The following is a 19089-nucleotide window of genomic DNA, read 5'->3' as shown; positions in this document are numbered from 1 at the left end:
GCCCCGGGGAAGTGTGGTTGACGGCGCCAAGACAGGGTGAAGACAGGCAAGACAAGCCCCCGGAGCCTGTGAAAAATCAGCTATGCGACAGCGTCGCCCTGTGCGTCACGAAACAGCATAGCTACACACTCGGCAGTCAGCGCAGGTTCCTCGGCGCCTTCCAGCTCCAGCTGCGCCAGCAGAATCAACAGCGTACGCCCACCGTCCTTGACCTCGGCTGAATGCACCGAGGCCCGCGCCCGCACGCGCGAGCCGGCACGCACAGCGTTCTTGAAGCGTACGTTGGTCACGCCGGCATTGACCAGGCTGCTCACACCGGCAGGCACAATGCCCATCTGCATCATCAAACCACCGAGCAGCGACAGGTTCAGAAAGCCGTGGGCGATGGTGGTGCCAAAAGGGCTTTCGGCCTGGCAGCGCACCGGGTCGACGTGTATCCACTGGTGGTCTTCCGTACAGTGGGCAAATTCATCGATACGTGCCTGATCGACCGTGGCCCATTCAGAAACGCCGAGTTCCGTGCCAACGAACCGGGCCAGGTGGTCGTAGTGATAATCGAGGTTCATACAGTGCACTCCAGCGCGGCAGCATCTTCAAGAATCATGCTCGCGCCCTTCTCGCCAATCATCGTGACGGGCTGGTTGGTATTGCCGTTGACCAGGGTAGGCATGATAGACGCGTCGATTACGCGCAGCCCCTCAAGACCGTGTACACGCAAGCGCGCATCCACCACCGCCATCGCATCGCTGGCCGGTCCCATCTTGCAGGTGCCCACCGGGTGGTAGGCCGTTTCGACGTTCTGTCGCACCCAGGCTTCGAGCTGTTCATCGGTCTGCACATTCGGCCCAGGGTTGAGCTCGCACTTGTTGTGCGCTGCAAGGACCGGTTGGGCGACAATGTTGCGCATCATCTTGACGCCCAGTACCAGCCGCTGCAGGTCCCGGGCGTGGCTCAGGTAGTTGGGGTCGATCAAGGGCGGTGCCAGCGGATCACTGCTGCGCAGGCCGACGCGACCACGGGAAAGCGGACGGCCATCGTTGATCGCCATCGAGTAACCGAAACCGGATGCCGACAGCTTCATGTCACGTCCATGGTCGCGATACATGATAGGGGCGCAATGCAATTGCATGTCGGGCATGGATGCCTGGGGCAACGAGCGCACAAAGGCACCTGCCTCGATCACATTGGTGGTGAGCATGCCGCGGCGGCGGAATACGAACTGCACCATGGCCTGCACTGCCTGCAGCAGCGACGAGGGGTGCAAGGAAATCCCCCGGCGTGTGTGCGTACGCACGTTGAGCACCACAGCCAGATGATCCTGCAGGTTCTGCCCTACCCCTCCCAGCTCGTGGCGCACCTGAATGCCATGCTTTTCAAGCTCTTCCCGCGGACCGATGCCAGACAACAACAACAGCTGCGGCGACTGGAACGCACCGCCGCAGAGAATGACTTCACTGCCTGCCCGTGCCTGGCACACCTTGCCGTTGCGCATGTACTCCACCCCCACGGCCCGCTTGCCTTCGAGCAACACCCGTGTGGCGTGCGCCCCGGTGATGATGCGCAGGTTGTCCCGGCCCCGTGCCGGTGCCAGGTAGGCCCGTGCGTTGCTGCAGCGCCGGCCGTCCTTTTGGTAGGCGCGTTGCAGGCAGGCCCCTTCTTGGTCGGCGCCGTTTGGATCGCTGCTGCGTGGCAGCCCGGCCTGCGTACAGGCCTCGATGAAGGCGTGTCCATAGAGGCTGGTCCAGCGCCGCTCAGCAATGTTCAGCGGCCCGCCCTTGCCGTGGAACGGTGCATCGGCAGGTTGGCTGGCGGGCTCGAAGTTTTCCGACTTTTTGAAAAAGGGCAAGACATCGCGAAAGCCCCACCCCGGGCACCCCAAACGCTCCCATTCATCGTAATCCCAAGGCTGCCCCCGGGTATTGACCGCCAGATTGATACTGCTTGACCCGCCCAGGCAGCGACCTCGCGGCTGAAACAGCCGGCGGTTCGCCAGCTCAGGCTGCGGTTCGGTTTCAAACAACCAGTTGTAGCGACGGCTTTTCATCAGCGCCACAGCGCCGGCTGGAATCGCCACCAGCGGGCTCCAGCGACCACTCGGCCCAGCTTCCAGCAACAGCACGCGGTTGCTGGCACATTCACTCAAACGGTTTGCCAACACTGAGCCGGCGGACCCGCCACCGACAATAATGTAATCCCACTCGTTGCCGCTCATTTCAGGTACCTTTTTTATTGTTGTGCGGTCACATCAATTGAACAGATCAGGGTCGCTGTGGATGATTTGATCCCACAGCGGTTGTGCCTGAAACCAACCCGCGAACGGCGTACCGACCTGGGCACGCACGCCCAGCGCCGTTTCGTGAGCAATCAGCTTGGGCGTGCCGGCGGCCATGGCCAGCAACTGCGCCTGACAGGAACGCTCCATCGTGATGAACCACCAGATGGCCTCGGCGACAGACTGGCCGACCGTCAGCAGGCCATGGTTCTGCAGGATCACCGCTTTGTGTTTGCCCAGCGCTTCGCCGATACGCACACCTTCGTCCACTTCGGTCGCGACACCGCCGAATTCGCTGTACAAGCCATGGTCTTCGTAAAAGGCGCAGGCATCCTGAGTGATAGGCGCAAGCTTGATGCCCAGGCTGGAAAACGCCTTGCCGTGCAACGAGTGAGCATGCGCAGCAGCAAGGGCATCGGGCCGTGCGGCATGGACATGCGAGTGGATGACCAGGGCCGCGCGATTGACCGCGTACTGGCCCTGGACAACACGGCCCTCATGGTCGACCAGAACCAGGTCTGAAGCACGAATACGGCTGAAACTCATACCAAATGGGTTAACCCAGAACCACTCGGACGGCCGCTCGGGATCACGCACGGTGATGTGCCCCGCCACGCCCTCCGAGAAGCCGAACCGGCCAAACAGTCGCAAGCCGGCGGCCAGCTGCTCTTTGCGGTATTGGCGCTCGTCGGCAATGCAGTCGAAGCTCGGTGGCTCTGGAATCCGGACCCCTTCGGGACGTGGGCCGAACAGGCTGTTGACCAGGGCTGCAGGTAGTTTTGTTGTCATTGTTGTAGGCTCCAGCGGCGCGAATCGAATGCACCATTGCAGGTTTAGGTGCTAAAAAAATAAACAAAAAACACTGAATTAACTTGACTGTTCACGAAGACAAACTTGACTATTCGCGAGTTATTACTTCCCTTCACCAAGGCGCCGACAGGTAACGAGCTGATGAACAATTTCGTCCGAAGTGGCTCGCTTTCAGGCTTTTCCGAGCTGGTCCGCGAACTGGGCCAAGAGCCCGAGCGCCTGCTGCGCGAAACCGGCTTGAGTCAGGCGGTGATGCACTCACCTGACCTCTACATCCCGTATGTCGCGATGGCCGAACTGCTGGAACTGGCTGCCGTGCGCTGCAACGCGCCAGACTTCGGTGTGCGCCTGGGCAACCGCCAGGGCCTGGAGGTGCTCGGCGCGCTCGGCTCGTGCCTGTGCATACAGGCCACCGTGGGTGACGCCATGCAGTTGCTGCAACGAAACATGGACTTCCACGCCCACGGGCTGCTCTGGGAAATCAACACATCCGCATCGCATTTCGAGATCGACCTCAGGTTTGCATTTGCCCTGGAGGTCAATTGCGACCAACTCAATGCGTTGACACTGGCGGTATTCGCCCAAGGCATCCGGCAACTGCACAATGTCGATTTGCTGCCGCTGGAAGTAGGTCTGCAAATCCCCAGGCCTGCCAACACCCAAGCCTACGAAGATGTCTTGGGCGGCACAGTTCGCTATGACCAGCCGATAAACCGGATGAGCTACCCGGCCACCCTGCTGGAACAGCCCGTTGCGGTGGAGCAGCGCTGGCGCAATCACCTGACGCTGCAATGGCGAACCGGTTGGCAACGCCTGGCCCCAAACAACCTGGCCCGCCAGGTGGAAAGCGCCATCGATGCCTTGCTGCCCACGGGCGAGTGCAATCTGGCCATGGTGGCAAAGCTGGTAGAAATGCATCCACGCAGCCTGCAGCAACGCCTCCAGACACAGAACAGCAGCTTTGCGCACACGCTCAAGTCGGCCCGCCTGCGCTTGGCCAAGCACCACCTGACCAGCAGCACCATCGACCTGACCACCCTGGCGCTGAACCTGGGCTTTGCCGACCTCACCGCCTTCAGCCGCGCGTTCAAACAATGGACCGGGATGTCGCCACGAAAGTGGCGACAACAGGTCGACGCCCCATAAACGGCAGCCGAATGAAGGGAACCTCGCCGTACTCAACTCTTCATGCGGATCATCAGGTTGAGCATCTTTTCAACTTTTGCGCCGTATGGCGGCAGCATCATGTTGATCGCCCGAATCGGTCCCTGGTACAGCACCGGGCGCATTTTGGAGAATGTCAGGAAGCCCTCGTAGCCATGGTAATGACCCATGCCGCTGTTGCCGATGCCACCAAACGGCAGGCTGTGGACACTGACATGCAACAGGCTGTCGTTGATGGTCACGCCCCCGGACAGCGTGTTGTAGATGTACCAGTCCGCCAGGCTACGCTCGTTGGTATAGGCATAGAACGCCAGCGGCCGCGGGCGACTGTTGATGTAGCCGGTCACTTCTTCGCGGGTGCGGTAGGTCTTGATCGGCAGAATCGGGCCGAAGATCTCGCGTTGCATCAGCGTCATGTCTTCGGTTGGATTGAGCACGATGGTCGGCGCCATGATCCGGCGGCCAGCATCGGGCGTCTGCGACTCGATCAGATTGACCAGCGTCGCACCCTTGGCCTTGGCGTCGTCCAACGCCGCGTGCAAGCGGTCAAAGGAGCGCTGGTCGATCACCGCGGTGTAATCGCCGTTGTTGATGTTCGGATAGTGCTTGGCGCAGTAAGCCTTGGCCGCCTCGACAAAAGTGGCAACCTGGCTTTCAGGCAAGAACAGATAATCAACGTTGGTGCAGATCTGCCCGGCGTTGAACGTCTTGGCCCACAGAATACGCTGTGCGGCTTTCTCGATCGGAAAGTCCGGCGCGACCACAGCGGGCGACTTGCCCCCCAGCTCAAGCGTCACCGGCGTGAGATTGTGCGCAGCGTTGGCCATGACCGCTTTGCCGGTGGCAGGTGAGCCGGTGAAGAAAATATGGTCGAACGTCAACGCCGTAAACGCCGGGCCACGACCACCGCCGTCTTCGAAGAACGCCAATTTGCCTGCAGGGAAATAACGCGGCGCCAGTGTTTTCAGCAAACTCGCCAAGTGATTGGAGTTCTCCGACATTTTCACCATGGCGCTGTTGCCTGCAGCAAAAATGCAGGTCAACGGGTGAAAGGCCATGGCGATCGGGAAGTTCCACGGCACCACGACCCCGACCACGCCTATTGGCTGCGGGATCAGGCGGGCCCGCGCCAGCGGCAGTTGCATCGGATCAACGTGACGCTTCTGTGGCTTCATCCACTTCTTCACCCGCTTGATGGTGTCTTGCAAGCCATCCAGGGTGACTGCAATCTCGGCGAAGGTGGTTTCAAAGCGCGAACGGCACCCGTAATCCTTGTTGACCGCCTCGATGAGCGCTTCACGGTTATCGGCCACCAGGCGCACCAACGCCTTGAGGTCAGTCACACGCTGAGTGGCATCGGGGTAGCGGTTGGCTTCGAAATGAGCCCGCTGACTTTCCAGGCATTGAAAAAACTCAGCTGGGATTTCGACTTTAGCGTTCATAGATGTCTGTCCGTGCGGGGGTCGGCGCTTGAAAATATACAAATAGCAGTCAAAAAACTTGACCATCTACGAACTCAAACTTGACCATTGGCGAACAGGGTGTACATCGATGAACACCGGCAGGAGCGCGCTTGCCCCGCGATGCGGCTTGTCAGCCGCACCGCATCGCGGGACAAGCCCGCGCCTACCGGATGGCGGCCAAGTAGTGCGCTACCAGGGCATTGGCATGGCCGTGTCCCAGGCCATGCTCGGCCTTGAGTGCAGTCACCAGTTCCATGTGCTTTTTTGCGCCGAGTGCTTCCAGCACACTGAGCCAATGACTGATCGGCTGGCCGTACTTTTTCTCGATCGAAGGAAAGTACGAGGCCGGGCCTTTCACTTTTGAATCTTCGCTCATGATGCAATCCCCTAGGCGTGGAAAAACAGCATAGCCCGCGCCTGCAGTCAGTGGGGGCTGGCGGTAGCGAGGGGCTGCGAGATGGCCTCCTCATCTATCTGCGCCATGCTCATCTGCGCCGTTTCCTTCAACAACAACGAACACACCGCCACCAGCGCCAGTGCCCCGGCGCCATACAGCGCCACGCCCATCGGGTTGTGGTCCGTGAGGATGAGGATCGCCGTCGCAATGCTCGACGCCGTACCACCCCCCAGCGCCGCGCCGATCTGGTAGCTCGCCGAGATCCCCGAGTAACGCATGCTGCGGGGAAACTGCTCTCCCAGGAATGCCGGGATCGGCCCCTGGGTCGCCCCCATCAGTGCGCCAGTCAGGCTGTAGGCAAACAGGGCAACGGCGAAGCGCTGCATATCGACCAGGTTGAAAAAGGCAAACAAGCCAAGAGCCATGACCAGCGCACCGATCACCATCACCGTGCGCCGCCCGAGGCGGTCGGACAAGTGCCCGAACAGCGGCGCCGACAGCACGATGGCAACCGACAAGGTCAGGTCGAACATCAAGGCATCGGTACTGCTGAAGCCCACTTGGGTGGCGTAGGTCAGGAAGAAGGTACTGCCAATGTAGGCGATGGTGCAGTAGCCAAAGGCAATCCCGGTGCACAGCAGCAGTTGCCGTGGCCGTTGACGCAGTGCTTCGGCCAGCGGGGCGCGTACCGGTTTGATCGCAGGTTGGGATACCGCTGCTGGCGCCTTGAGGCGCGCGTACAGGCCGATCAGCACCAGGGTGCCGCCCAGCCAGAACGGTATGCGCCAGGCAAAATCCACCAGATTGTCGTTGTAGGCGGCACTGACCAGGGCAAACACGCCCGCCCCAAGAATGCCGCCGACGCCAATGCCCATGCTGGTGAAGCTGCCCCACAGGCCGCGCCGGCCAGGCGGCGCCGACTCGATGCCGAACAGCGCCGCGCCACCCCACTCGCCGCCCGCGGCAAAGCCCTGGACCAGGCGCAGCAGCACCAACAGGATCGGCGCGGCCACACCGATGCTGGCATGGCCAGGCAGGCAGCCAATGAGAAAGGTGCTCAAGCCCATGAGCAACAGGGTGGCGACCAGCACTTTCTGCCGACCGATGCGATCACCGTAGTGGCCGAACACCAGGCCGCCCAACGGCCGGGCGAAGAAGCCGGCACCGAAGGCACTGAAGGCCACCAGGGTTGCGGTCAGATGGTCCATCTGGGGGAAGAACACCTGGGGGAAGACCAGGGCAGCAGCGGTGCCGTAGATGATGAAATCGTAGAACTCCAGCGCCGTACCCATGCCGGAAACGCAAAAGGTCCGGAAGGCAGAGCGGGAGGACGCAGGATGGGAATGATCCGCATGCATTGTTGTTGTTCTCGTTGTGCGGGTGCCGCCGTGCGGGCGGCACCGGGCGGGTTCAGAAACGTTCGTAGCCGGCTTTGGCCAGGTGCAGCGGCGTACCCGCCACGTACTCCAGAACGCAGTGCTCGGTATCGATGCCCACGCTCAGCAGGGTTTCCCAGCGTTCGGTGTCGGGCATGCTCAGGTCCGGGTAGAAGCAGATCGGTGCGTTGGCGCCTTCGCCACCGCACATGGCCTGGGCGCGGGCGCGCAGGTCGGCACGGCCCATTTGCCCGACCACCTGTTCCAGATGACCCAGCCGGCACTGGGTGTCGGCGCGGTCGGCAACCTGTTCGCCCTCGCTCAGGTACGGGTCGAGGAAGTGGTTGGTGTGCAGCAGCCAGCCGTCGTCACGGGGCAACACCAGCGCTGTGCGCTCGGGGCTGAGCTCGATGCTCGCAGCACGCGGGCTGCTGTCTTCGCGGGAGAACACGGTGAGCACCGTGGACGCGCTGACCCGGGCCGAACGGGCCAGTTCGATGGCCTCCTCGACACTGCTCGCCTCCTCCAGCAAGCGACGGGCAATGGCATGTACCGGCACACCACCGCTATTGTTGTCGCTGCTGTGGTGAAGGATATTGAAGTGCAGGCCAACGCCTGCACTGTTGACGCCCAGCTTGGCCAGCATGCCGAACTCGCAGAACAGTTTGACGTGCATGCCGCGTGTGGTATCGAGCGCCAGCATCAGGCCATGGGGGCACAGGCTGTCGTGCCAGTCCCAGGTTTGCAGGGTCAGCGGCGCGCGCGGCCCGCGCGGGGCATGCACGGTGGTGGAGCATTCGTGGTGACGGGTACGTGCCGCCAGTACTTCGGTGCGGGCATTCAGGCTCGCCAATTGCCACAGCGGCAACTCGGCGCCACTGGCCATGGCGATCACTTCGGCGGCCAGCTCCGGGCGCCAGGCCTCAAGCGCCGCCAGGCTGTTTTCACCGATACGTTGTGCTTCGCTCAGGGACACGCCCACCCGGGGGAAGAAGTCCAGGTACAGGTGGGTGGTGTGGCGGATCTGCTCGGCGAAGCGCTCGCCGATCTGGCGGCCACGCTCGGCGGGGCTGTGGGTCTGGGTGACGAGGGTATGGATCTTCACTGCGCGAGGGCTCCTGGTACAGCGGGCTGTGTGATTGCTATCGACCAAGCCTAACGACCCGTTCCGCGCCGATCATTGCCACAACCCGCACAACTTTTGTGCCCAACTGGAAAAACTCAGCCTCGCGCCCGGCCCTCCAGCCCCTGGCCGCGCAAGTGCTCGTGCAGCAAGGCGATGAAGGCCTGCACTTTGCGGGTGTTGCGCCGGTGCGGCAGGTACAGCACATGCACCCAAGGTCCGAATGCGCTCAGCGCACGCCAGTAGTCGGGCATCACCTCCACCAGTTCACCCTTGGCCAGATACGGTGCCGCACACCAGGTGGGGACGAACTGCAGGCCCTGGCCATCGAGCAGGCAAGCCAGCAGGAAGTCGAAGTTGTCGCTCACCAGCCTGGGCGTGGGCTGGCGTACCCGCAGCGATTGGCCCTCGCGTTCGATCCACCAGTAACTGCGGTTGAGCAAGGGGTGACGCAACAGCAGCCAGTCGTGCTGGGCGTAGTTCTCCAGGGTAATGGAATCACCACGCCGGGCCAGGTAGTCGGGGCTGGCACAAAGGATCACGCGGTTCTCGATCAGCGGCTGGGCAATCAGCTCGGGCTGGTCGGTGGGGCCGTCGCGCAACGACAGGTCGAAACCGCCGTCGATCAGGTCTTCGTTGGCATCGTTGAGGTTCACCTCCAGGCGCACTTGCGGGTGCTCGCGCATGAACCGGCAGCACACCTGGTTGAGGAACGCCGGGCCGAACGACGGCGGCGCGGTGATGCGCAACGTGCCGCGCAAGGCGTGCTGCAACTGCTCCACCTCTTCGGTGACCAACTGCAGGTGCATCAACGCCTGGCGGGCGCCCTCCAGGTAGATCGTCCCGGCTTCGGTCAGGGCCATGCGCCGTGTGGTGCGCTCGAACAGGCGCACGCCCAGCTCGGCCTCCAGATGGGCCACGGCCTTGGTGATGGCCGACGGCGTCTTGCCCAACTGCTCGGCCGCACGACTGAAGCTGCCCTGCTCGGCAGCGGCAACGAAGATGGTCAGGGCCGTCATTTTGTCCATGCTGGGTTCCTGTTCGGCACACGCGGATGCGTTCAAAACGCGCCGAGTATAGGCCAGGGATTATTTCCAAAGGGCGAAAAAAGTTGTGCCTGCCCTCGTCTTTAACCGCCCCCAGGCCTTGGCTAGGCTGCGGCTCCATCACAACAAGAACGAGGCATCGAATGAAGCAGTTCCTGAAAATGGCCCTCAGCGCCGGCCTGGCCTGCACGGCCCTGCCGGGTTTCGCCGCGGTGGACCTGATCCTGCACAACGCCAAGGTCTATACCGCCGAGCCGGGCCAGCCGCTGCAGCAGGCCGTGGCGGTGGAAGGTGACAAGATCGTCGCGGTGGGCACCGACGACGCAGTGCTGCGTTTGAAGGCCGATAGCACTCGGGCCATCGACCTGGGCGGCAAGGTGCTGATGCCCGGGATGCTCGATTCCCACTCCCACGCCATCAAGGGCGGCCTGCAAATGGAACTGGCCAACCTTGCCGGCGAGCAAATCCCCCTCGACCAGTTGGAGCAGCGCCTGCGTCAGTGGCGCGACGACGGCAAGGCGCGCCGAGGCGAATTCCTCAGCGTCGGCGGCCTGCCTTCGACTTACTGGGACAACATCCCGGCCCTGGAACAGCGCTTCAACCACGGCGAATGGGCCGCGCAACCGATTCTCTTTGCCGCCTATGACATGCACACCGGCTGGGCCAACCAGGCCATGCTGACGCGTGCCGGGGTCGATGCCAAGACGATCACGGCCCTGCCGGCCGAAGCACGCAACACCATTGGCCAGCACAAGGACGGCACCCCCAACGGCTTCCTCGTCGACGCCAGCTACTACCCAGTGAGCGACCTGTTGCCGCCTCTGTCCCACGACACGCTGATGACTGCCGGGCGCATGGCCCTGGATTACTCGAAAAAGCTCGGCATCACCGGTTGGATGGACCCGCTGGGCAACGAGCTGCCTGGGGCCGACGTCAAGAACAACTCGCTGGGCGTTCTGCCGATCTACAAGGAACTTTCCGACAAGGGCGAACTGACCGCCCACGTCGCGGCCCTGCTGATGGCCGACTCCAAGGCCCGCCCTGCCGACCTGGACGAACTGGACAAAGTGCGCCAGCAGTTCCAGGGCGTACACAACCTCACCTTGCCGGGTATCAAGGTATTCGCCGACGGTGTCGCGGAGATTCCGGCCCAGAGTGCGGCGATGCTCGAACCCTACAAGAACTCCGGCCAGCGCGGCGAGCTGCTGCTTGACCCAAAACACTTCGGCGAGCTGGTCAGCGCCGCCGATGCCCGTGGCTGGCTGGTGCATGTGCACGCCATCGGCGACCGTGCCGTGCGCGAAACGCTCAACGGCATCGCACAGGCCCGGCGTGACCGCCACAGTGGCATCCCCCACTCCATCACCCACCTGCAGATGGTCAGCCCCAAGGAATACGCACGCTTCAAGGACCTCGACGTGATCGCCTCGATGCAGTTGTACTGGGCCAGTGCCGACGAATCCAACATCGACCTGGTCAAGCCCTACGTGGACGCCATGGCCTTCATGCACACCTTCCCGGCCCATTCGCTGCTCAAGCACGGCGCGACCATTGCCGGTGCCAGCGACTGGCCGATCACCACCCCGGACCCGTGGAAGGCCATCTACCAGGCGGTCAGCCGCAAGGGTTCCAAAGGTGTGCTCAATGCCGACGAAGCCATCGACCGCCAGGTGATGTTCCAGGCCTACACCCTCAATGCCGCCCGGGCCATGCGCCTGGAGCAACTGACCGGCTCGCTCAAGGTCGGCAAGCAGGCCGACATGATCGTGCTCGACCGCGACGTGTTCAGCGTTGCTCCCGAGGCCCTGCGTGACACCCAGGTCACCCAGACCTGGTTCGCCGGCCAGCAGATCTACGCCCGCTGAGCCCGCAGCACCCGTGGCAGCGCCGCGCCGCCACCCCCTGTAGCCCCCACAACAACAATAATGGAACGCCCTTCATGAACCCGCGCACCCTTATCGCAGGCGGTCTGCTCGCCTGCGCGCCGTTTGCCCATGCCATCGACCTCAACGAAGCCTTCAGCCTGGAAGCCAAGGTCGGTCTCTTCAGCGACTACCGCACCCGCGGCATCTCCCAGACCCAGAACGACCCGGCCCTGCAAGGTTCACTGACCCTGCTGCACAGCAGCGGCCTGTATGCCGGGGTATGGAGTTCCAACGTCGACTTCGGCTTCGACAGCCGCACGCGTCAGGAGCAGGATTACTACGCCGGCTACTTCTGGCAGATCAACGACGACGTCACCCTCGACACCTCGTATATCCACTACGTCTACCCGCGCCAGAGTGCCCTGAACTACGGCGAGTACCATGCCGAACTGCGCGCCTGGGGGGTGCTGCTCGGGGGCAACTACTCGGGCGACTTCAACCGCGACCAGTCGATGCTCTACAGCTATGTAGGCTACGGCACGCCACTGCCCTACGACACGGGCCTGCAAGTGCGTTACGGGCGCAACGACTACAAGGACCCGAGCTGGTTTTCCAGCGACGGCGGCAGCCGCAGTGCCTACCACGAGTGGGAAGTGAAGCTCAGCCGCACGATGCTGGCCCTGGACTGGTCGCTGAGCTACATCGACACTGACCTGTCCCAGGCTGAATGCGCCAGCTATCTGGGCTTCGAGGATATCTGCAGCGCTGCCGTGGTGGCCTCGGTCAGCAAGACCTTCTGACGTTCCATCCTGCACACAGGCCCGACCGCTGCGCGGCTACCCAAAGGCTGTAGCCGCTGCCGAGGCTACGATCACCTGCAAAGCAGTCGCCCGCTAGCGCGGGAACAAGAAGGTCACCGCCGCCCGGAAGCCCCAGCCCTGCGGGCCATTGTCCGGGCTGTCGAGCCAGTACCTGGGCCCAACCTGCACGGTCAGCGGGTGACCACTGATTTTCAGCAACTGGGTCACGGTCAGGTTGACCGGTACCGACCATTCGCGGGTTTGCCAGTCGTAGGTGGATTCGGTGTTGATCCCGTAGGTGGTCAGGCTGCTGTTGGTGTAGGAGAAAAATGGCTGCAGGAAGGTCTGGTTGACCTTGTCCTTGTCATCCGGCGGGCTGCCGTCCAGGCCCCAGATATGGTTGGCCAGGATGCCCCGGGTCCAGCCGTTCGATTGTTTGAGCGCAACGGCTGTCGGGCCCAGCCCCCATTGCTCGCTGCCGAGCAATTCATCGCTGCCCGTGGGGATCAACAGCGCAGGGCCGGCTCCGAGTATCCAGCCGCTGTCGGTGGGCTGCTTGGGCGAGAAGAAAAAGCTCTGGGTGATGTCGCCAACACCGGATTTGTCCGCCGCACCACCCGACACCAGCCCGTGCTGATCGATGATCGGCAGGATGGTGCGAGAAATGAGGTTCCACTCGTCGTTCAACTCAAATGGCAGCACTGGCTGGATGTGCGTAACGCTGTGCATGCCCTCGCCCGACGGCCCGATCTTCTGATCCCAGTTGTATTGCACAGGCAGGCTGTACATGGCTGCTACCGGGTTGAGGGCTTTTTTGGCCAGCTCTGCCGAGTCCTCCGCCTGGGCGATTGGAGCCAGGCTCAACACCATCAACGAAACGGGCATCCATTGCATCACATTCATCGTCACTCACCTGTCTGCTCGGTACCGGGTTAGCGTAGGCAACTGTGAGGGATGTGCAATTCTGCACAGGAATGTGGGAGCTGCACGGGCTTCATCGCTGGCACGCCAGCTCCCACCGGGCGTTGCATGTTCGTCAATGGGCCGATGCGCCGCTGGCGCCGACACCGGTCTGGCCGCGTACGTACTGGTCCTCGAAGGCTTCGCGTTCGGCCTTGGCGCGGGCGCTCTGGTCGAGTTTCGAGAACACGTAAGCCGCCAGGAATGCCAACGGCATGGAGAACAACGCCGGCTGGGTATACGGGAACAGCGGCTCGCTGAAGTGGAACACATCGACCCACACCAGCTTCGAAAACACCACGAACGCCATCGCACTCACCAGCCCCAGGTAGCCGCCTGCCAGCGCACCACGGGTGGTCAGGCCACGCCAGAACATCGAGAGAAACAGCACCGGGAAGTTCGCCGAGGCGGCAATACCAAACGCCAGCGCCACCATGAACGCCACGTTGGTGTTCTCGAATACGATGCCCAGGCCAATCGCGACCAGGCCCAGCCCGAGGGTGGCGAACTTGGTCACTCGCAGCTCCTGCGCCTCGCTGGCCGTGCCCTTCTTGATCACCCGCGCATACAAGTCGTGGGCGATGGCCGAGGCACCGGCCAGGGCAAGCCCCGACACCACCGCCAGGATGGTGGCGAAGGTCACCGCCGAGAGAAAGCCCAGCAGCATGTTGCCACCCACGGCCTGGGCCAGGTGCATGGCGACCATGTTGCCGCCGCCCAGCAGTTTGCCGCCGGCCTGGCTACCTTCGAAGTACTGCGGGTCCTGGCTGACGATGACAATCGAGGCCAGGCCCAGCAGGAAGATCACGTTGAAGAAATAGCCGATGAAGCCCGTGGCATAGAGCACCGACTTGCGCGCCTCCTTGGCGTCGCTGACGGTGAAGAAACGCATCAGGATATGTGGCAAGCCGGCGGTCCCGAACACCAGGCCCAGGCTCAGCGACAATGCCGTCAGCGGATCGGCCAGCAGGCTGCCAGGTGCCAGCAGGCGATCACCCAGCCCATGGATGCTCATCGCGCGGGTGACCAGGGTGTCGTAGCTGAAGTTGAACTCGTTCATCGCCAGCAGCATCACCAGGGTGCCGCCCACCATCAGCAGGAAGGCCTTGATGATCTGCACCCAGGTGGTCGCCACCATGCCACCGAAGGTCACGTAGAGCATCATCAGCGCACCGACGATCAGCAGCGCGATGTGATAGTCGAGGCCGAACAGCAGCTTGATCAGTTGCCCCGCCCCGACCATCTGCGCCACCAGGTAGAAGCACACCACGGTCAACGAGCCGATCGCCGCCATGGTCCGCACCTTGCCCTGATCGAGGCGGTACGAGGTGATGTCGGCGAAGGTGAACCGCCCCAGGTTGCGCAGCCGTTCGGTCATCAGCAACAGCAGCACCGGCCAGCCGGCGAAGAAGGCGATCAGGTAGATGTAGCCGTCCATGCCTGAGGTGTAGATCAGCGCAGTGATGCCCAGCAAGGTCGAGGCCGACATGTAGTCGCCCGCCAACGCCAGGCCGTTCTGGAACCCCGAGATACCACCGCCGGCGCTGTAGAAGTCGGCGGTCGAGCGAGTACGCCGCGCGGCCCACCAGGTGATGGCCAGGGTGAAGACCACGAACACCATGAACATGCCGATGGCATGCAGGTTCAAGGGCTGGCGTGTTGCCGCCTCCATCGCTGGCGAAGCCAGCAGCGAAGTGGAGCACAACACCGTGCCAAGGGCGAGCAGGCAACGTGCGTTCATCGTGCCTCCTCCTGCTCGACCTGGGCGATCAGCTCGCGGGTCATGCGGTCGAACTCGCCATTGGCGCGGTACACGTAGAAGCCCGACAACGCGCAGAAGAACACGAACAGCGACACCCCGGCGACCACGCCGAAGGTCAGGTTCGAGCCCTCGGCAAGGCGCTGGCCGATCAGCTCGGGCCAGAACGACACCAGCCCCATATAGGCGTAGAACACCGCCACGATCACCACCAGAAGGCCCAGGGTGAGCCGGTTGCGTCGAGCCACCAGCTCGATGAATTGGGTGTTGCGCCGTATGCGTGCATACAAGGGACTGGAACTGGGCATGTGACCACCTCTGACGAAAGCACTTGTTGTTATTGGAAAAGGCGTGCGACGGGTCGATCAGTGTTCGATCTGGCAGGGCACCTCCTGTGGCACTTTGGCCCACTCACGCAACACGAACTTCTGGATCTTGCCGGTCGCAGTCTTGGGTAGATCCACCAGCGAGACATGCCGCGGTGCCTTGAAATGCGCCAGTCGCTGGCGACACCAGAGGACCAACTCATCAACGCCGACACTGGTGGCGGCATCCGCGCGCAAGGTCACGAATGCATGGGGCGTTTCGCCCCAGTGCGGGTCGGGTCGGGCCACCACGGCTGCCTCGATCACCGCAGGGTGTTGATAAAGCACTTCTTCGATTTCCAGCGAACTGATGTTCTCGCCACCGGAGATGATGATGTCCTTGGAGCGGTCCTTGATCTCTACGTAGCCATCGGCGTGCAGCACTGCCAGGTCGCCGGTGTGCAACCAGCCATCGGCAAAGGCTGCGCGAGTCGCCGAGGCGTTGTTGAGGTAGCCCTTCATCACCGTGTTGCCGCGCACTACCAGCTCACCGAGGGTCACGCCATCGGCCGGCACCGGCTGGCCACTCTCGACGTCGAGTACGGTGGCTTCTTCAAGCATTGGGTGGGCCACGCCCTGGCGGCCCATGAACTGCGCACGGGCCTCCAACGGCAGTTCGTCCAGGCCCGGTTGCCACATGCACAGGGTGCTCGGCCCGTAGCTTTCGGTCATGCCGTAGGCATGGGTGATGCTGAAGCCACGCGCCTCCATGGCAGCGATCACGGCGCTGGGCGGCGCAGCGCCACCGGTGATCACCGCCACCGGCTGACCGGCGCGGTGCTCGAACTGTTGCTGGGCATGGATAAGCATCGACATCACCACCGGCGCCGCACTCATGTGCGTGACGCCGTGCTCGGCGATGGCGGTGTAGATCGAAGTGGTCTGCACTTTGCGCAGGCACACATGGGTACCACCGCACAGGGTCACCGCCCAGGTGTGGCTCCAGCCGTTGCAATGGAACATCGGCAGCGTCCACAAGTACACGCTGCGCGGCCCGAGCTGGAAGATCAGCGCCCCGGCACAGGCATTCAGGTAGGCGCCGCGGTGATGCAGCAGCACGCCCTTGGGGTCGCCCGTGGTGCCGGAGGTGTAGTTCAAGGCAATCGACTGCCATTCATTTTCCGGCAGCGAAAGCGCCCGCCGGGCATCGCCCTGGGCCAGGAACGCTTCGTAGTCCAGTTCGCCGATCAGCTCGCCGCCAAGGGCCTGGGCATCGTCGATATCGATCACCAGGGGCCGGCTCTCCAGCAAGCTCAGGGCCTGGCGCACGGTGGCACTGAACTCGCGGTCACAGATCAGCACCTTGGCCGCCGAGTGGCGAAGGATGAAGGCAATACTGTGCGCTTCCAGGCGAATGTTGATGCTTACCAGTACAGCGCCTGCCCCCGGCACGCCATAGTGCGCTTCAAGCAGCTCCGGCACGTTCGGCGCCAGCACCGCAACACGGTCACCGCGCTGCACGCCGACCCGCTCCAGCGCACTGGCAAGGCAACGGCTGCGTTGGTGAAGCTGCCGGTAGCTGTAGCGACGGCTACCGTGGATCACCGCGTCGCGGTCCGGATAGATGTGCGCGGCACGCTTGAGGAAGGACACGGGCGACAGCGGCACATAATTGGCGTCGTTGGGCGCAAGCTCCGCTTCAAACATCGAAGGCATCATGTAGGGCTCTCCTGACCGTCATCGGTCTGTTGTTGTGCTTGAGAGGCGTTGCAGCAGGCGGCCTACAGGCCGCTGCACAGATGCCCTCCATCGACCACGATTTCGGTACCGGTCATGGCCTTGCCGGCATCGCAGGCCAGCAGCAACAGCGCACCGTCGAGGTCCGTCGGCTGGCAGAACGCACGGCTGGGAATACGCGCACGCAGCTTCTCTCCCGCGTCGCTGCGAAGAAAATCCTCGTTCAGTTCGGTCATCACATAGCCCGGCGCCAGGGCGTTGACCCGGATGCCATGGCGCGCCAGCTCCAGCGCCATGGCGCGGGTCAGGTGGGCCAGTCCGGCCTTGGCCGCAACGTAGGGACTGACCGCACCGGCGACGCGACTGGCGAGAATCGAGGTGACATTGATCACACTGCCGCCGCGCTGCGCCTGCACCATCCGCCGCGCGGTTTCCTGGGCAACGCTCCAGGCGCCCTTGAGGTTAGTGTCGAGAATCTGGTCCCACCCCTCGTCGTCATAAGCCAGCACATTGCGGCTGTCGCTGACACCGGCGTTGTTGACCAGGATGTCCAGCGGGCCGACTTCATCGAGGCAACGGCAGATGGCGTCGCGGCGGGTGACGTCGAGCGAATGGGCGCTGGCCCGGCCACCGGCCGCCTGGATATCGTCCACCAGTTGGCGCAACGGCTCGCTGCGCCGCGCCGCTACCGCCACCTCGGCGCCAGCGGCCGCCAGGGTCAGGGCGAAATGCCGGCCCAGGCCACTGGAGGCGCCTGTGACCAGGGCACGACGGCCTTCAAGGTTGAACAGTTGGGCAATAACGGGCTGCATCAGTGCGCTCCTGTGCGGCGGTCGAGGATTTTTTTCGCCAGGCTCATGCGATGGACTTCGCTCGGGCCGTCGTAGATGCGAAACGGCCGGATGTCGCGGAAAATCCGCTCGACCACGGTGTCGTCGGTCACACCGCGACCACCGAGCATCTGCACGCAACGGTCGACTACCCGCCACAGCGCTTCGGCGCTGATCACCTTGGCCATGCTCGAATCGACATTGCCGCGCTGGCCCTGGTCGAGCACCCAGGCGCAATGCCAGACCGCCAGGCGCACCACGTGCAGGTCCATCATGTTGTCCGCAAGCATGAAACCGACGCCCTGGTGCTCACCCAGCGGCTTGCCGAACGCGTCTCGGGTGCGGGCGTAGTCACAGGCGATGTCGTGGGCCCGACGGGCCGCGCCGAGCCAGCGCATGCAGTGGGTCAGCCGGGCCGGTGCCAGGCGTACCTGGGCATAGCGGAAGCCGGCACCGATCTCACCCAGCACGTCGCTGGCCGGAATGCGCAGATTGTCGAAGCGCAACTGGCCGTGCCCCCCGGTAAAGCAGCTGTCCAGAGAGTTGAGCTGACGCTCGTGGACAATGCCCTCGCGGTCCATGTCGGACAGGAACATGGTGGCGGTGCCGTCTTCCATGCGCGCCATGATGATCACGAAACGCGCGCCCTCGGCGCCGGTGATCAGCCACTTGTGACCGTTGATGAGATAGTCGTCACCGTCGCGGGTGGCCGTAGTGCGCAACATCGACGGATCGGAGCCGGAGCCCGGCGCCGGCTCGGTCATGGCAAAGCAGGAACGGATATGGCCCTGCACCAGCGGACGCAACCAGCGGTCTTTCTGCGCTTCGGTGGCGACCACGTCCATCAGGTGAATATTGCCTTCGTCCGGCGCATGGATGTTCAGCGCCACCGGGCCCAGCGGCGAATAACCGGCCTCTTCGAAGACGATGGCCTTGGCGATGTGGCTCAACGCCTGGCCGCCCATTTCGCGGCTGGCGTGCGGGGTCAACAGGCCAGCCTTGCGGGCGCGCTCGATGAGCTCCTGGCGCAGGCTTTCACCAGGGCCATGGGCGGTCTGGCGCGGGTCTTTTTCCAGCGGGATCACCTGCTCGGCGATAAAGGTGCGGGTCTTCTCTTGCAGGGCGAGCAGGTCGTCGGGGAGCGTGAAGTTCATGGCTGTCCTTGGGTGCTTGGCACGGTGC

17 protein-coding genes are annotated in these 19089 nt (G+C 63.2%); 3 read left to right on the top strand and 14 right to left on the bottom strand.

The window, feature by feature from the left end; translation table 11 throughout:
- Window positions 1-80: 80 nt before the first annotated feature.
- Genes H621_RS0100795 through H621_RS0100785 form a run of 3 tightly spaced genes read right to left on the bottom strand, consistent with a single transcriptional unit; the run spans window position 81 to window position 3061 of the window.
- Window positions 81-566, bottom strand: a complete 486-nt coding sequence (locus H621_RS0100795) for a MaoC family dehydratase (RefSeq protein ID WP_028941545.1) — start codon at window positions 564-566, stop codon at window positions 81-83.
- Window positions 563-2212 (bottom strand): GMC family oxidoreductase, encoded by a 1650-nt coding sequence (locus H621_RS0100790; RefSeq protein WP_036989280.1) that lies wholly within the window; start codon window positions 2210-2212, stop codon window positions 563-565. The genes H621_RS0100795 and H621_RS0100790 overlap by 4 nt, the downstream gene beginning before the upstream one ends.
- Before the next feature lie 33 nt (window positions 2213-2245).
- A complete protein-coding gene (locus tag H621_RS0100785; RefSeq protein ID WP_028941543.1) occupies window positions 2246-3061 on the bottom strand; it encodes a class II aldolase/adducin family protein in 816 nt (271 codons plus the stop codon).
- Window positions 3062-3223: 162 nt separating this feature from the next.
- Here H621_RS0100785 and H621_RS0100780 point away from each other — a divergent pair, with 162 nt between their 5' ends.
- Entirely contained in the window at window positions 3224-4228 is a 1005-nt protein-coding gene (locus H621_RS0100780; RefSeq protein WP_028941542.1) for an AraC family transcriptional regulator, read from the top strand.
- Between the two features lie 32 nt (window positions 4229-4260).
- Here H621_RS0100780 and H621_RS0100775 read toward each other — a convergent pair whose 3' ends face one another.
- The 5 genes from H621_RS0100775 to H621_RS0100755 form a co-directional block, all read right to left on the bottom strand.
- Window positions 4261-5688 carry a coniferyl aldehyde dehydrogenase gene (locus tag H621_RS0100775; RefSeq protein ID WP_028941541.1) on the bottom strand — a complete coding sequence of 476 codons (1428 nt, stop codon included), beginning with the start codon at window positions 5686-5688 and terminating at the stop codon, window positions 4261-4263.
- A gap of 184 nt (window positions 5689-5872) precedes the next feature.
- Window positions 5873-6085, bottom strand: coding sequence for a DUF4287 domain-containing protein (locus tag H621_RS0100770; RefSeq protein WP_028941540.1), 213 nt, complete (start codon window positions 6083-6085; stop codon window positions 5873-5875).
- Window positions 6086-6132: 47 nt separating this feature from the next.
- On the bottom strand, window positions 6133-7398 hold the full coding sequence (locus H621_RS0100765; protein ID WP_245219000.1) for an MFS transporter: 1266 nt from the start codon (window positions 7396-7398) through the stop codon (window positions 6133-6135).
- Window positions 7399-7516: 118 nt separating this feature from the next.
- Window positions 7517-8587, bottom strand: coding sequence for a C45 family autoproteolytic acyltransferase/hydrolase (locus H621_RS0100760; protein ID WP_028941538.1), 1071 nt, complete (start codon window positions 8585-8587; stop codon window positions 7517-7519).
- A 116-nt stretch (window positions 8588-8703) separates the two neighbouring features.
- Window positions 8704-9633 carry a LysR family transcriptional regulator gene (locus H621_RS0100755; protein ID WP_028941537.1) on the bottom strand — a complete coding sequence of 310 codons (930 nt, stop codon included), beginning with the start codon at window positions 9631-9633 and terminating at the stop codon, window positions 8704-8706.
- Window positions 9634-9794: 161 nt separating this feature from the next.
- Between H621_RS0100755 and H621_RS0100750 the strand changes: the two genes are divergently transcribed.
- Both H621_RS0100750 and H621_RS0100745 read left to right on the top strand, forming a co-directional pair.
- The gene (locus H621_RS0100750; protein ID WP_028941536.1) at window positions 9795-11516 is read left to right on the top strand and encodes an amidohydrolase; all 1722 of its coding nucleotides are present in this window, start codon (window positions 9795-9797) and stop codon (window positions 11514-11516) included.
- 74 nt (window positions 11517-11590) lie between these two features.
- Entirely contained in the window at window positions 11591-12316 is a 726-nt protein-coding gene (locus H621_RS0100745; protein WP_028941535.1) for a TorF family putative porin, read from the top strand.
- Window positions 12317-12409: 93 nt separating this feature from the next.
- On the opposite strand, the gene H621_RS0100740 is transcribed toward H621_RS0100745, so the two are convergent.
- The 6 genes from H621_RS0100740 to H621_RS0100715 form a co-directional block, all read right to left on the bottom strand.
- The gene (locus H621_RS0100740) at window positions 12410-13210 is read right to left on the bottom strand and encodes a transporter (protein WP_245219025.1); all 801 of its coding nucleotides are present in this window, start codon (window positions 13208-13210) and stop codon (window positions 12410-12412) included.
- 142 nt (window positions 13211-13352) lie between these two features.
- Window positions 13353-15017 (bottom strand): cation acetate symporter, encoded by a 1665-nt coding sequence (locus H621_RS0100735; protein ID WP_028941533.1) that lies wholly within the window; start codon window positions 15015-15017, stop codon window positions 13353-13355.
- Window positions 15014-15343, bottom strand: a complete 330-nt coding sequence (locus H621_RS0100730) for a DUF485 domain-containing protein (RefSeq protein WP_084167895.1) — start codon at window positions 15341-15343, stop codon at window positions 15014-15016. Before H621_RS0100730 ends, H621_RS0100735 begins: the two co-directional genes overlap by 4 nt.
- A gap of 57 nt (window positions 15344-15400) precedes the next feature.
- Window positions 15401-17059, bottom strand: a complete 1659-nt coding sequence (locus H621_RS0100725; RefSeq protein ID WP_028941531.1) for an acyl-CoA synthetase — start codon at window positions 17057-17059, stop codon at window positions 15401-15403.
- A 62-nt stretch (window positions 17060-17121) separates the two neighbouring features.
- On the bottom strand, window positions 17122-17889 hold the full coding sequence (locus H621_RS0100720) for an SDR family NAD(P)-dependent oxidoreductase (RefSeq protein ID WP_028941530.1): 768 nt from the start codon (window positions 17887-17889) through the stop codon (window positions 17122-17124).
- Entirely contained in the window at window positions 17889-19061 is a 1173-nt protein-coding gene (locus tag H621_RS0100715) for an acyl-CoA dehydrogenase family protein (protein WP_028941529.1), read from the bottom strand. The genes H621_RS0100720 and H621_RS0100715 overlap by 1 nt, the downstream gene beginning before the upstream one ends.
- Window positions 19062-19089: the final 28 nt, after the last annotated feature.

It is taken from the genome of Pseudomonas vranovensis DSM 16006 (assembly GCF_000425805.1).
In the GTDB taxonomy this organism is placed as follows: Bacteria; Pseudomonadota; Gammaproteobacteria; order Pseudomonadales; family Pseudomonadaceae; genus Aquipseudomonas; species Aquipseudomonas vranovensis.
Note: the sequence above shows the minus strand (reverse complement) of the source record. Positions and strands in the feature narration are given on the sequence as shown.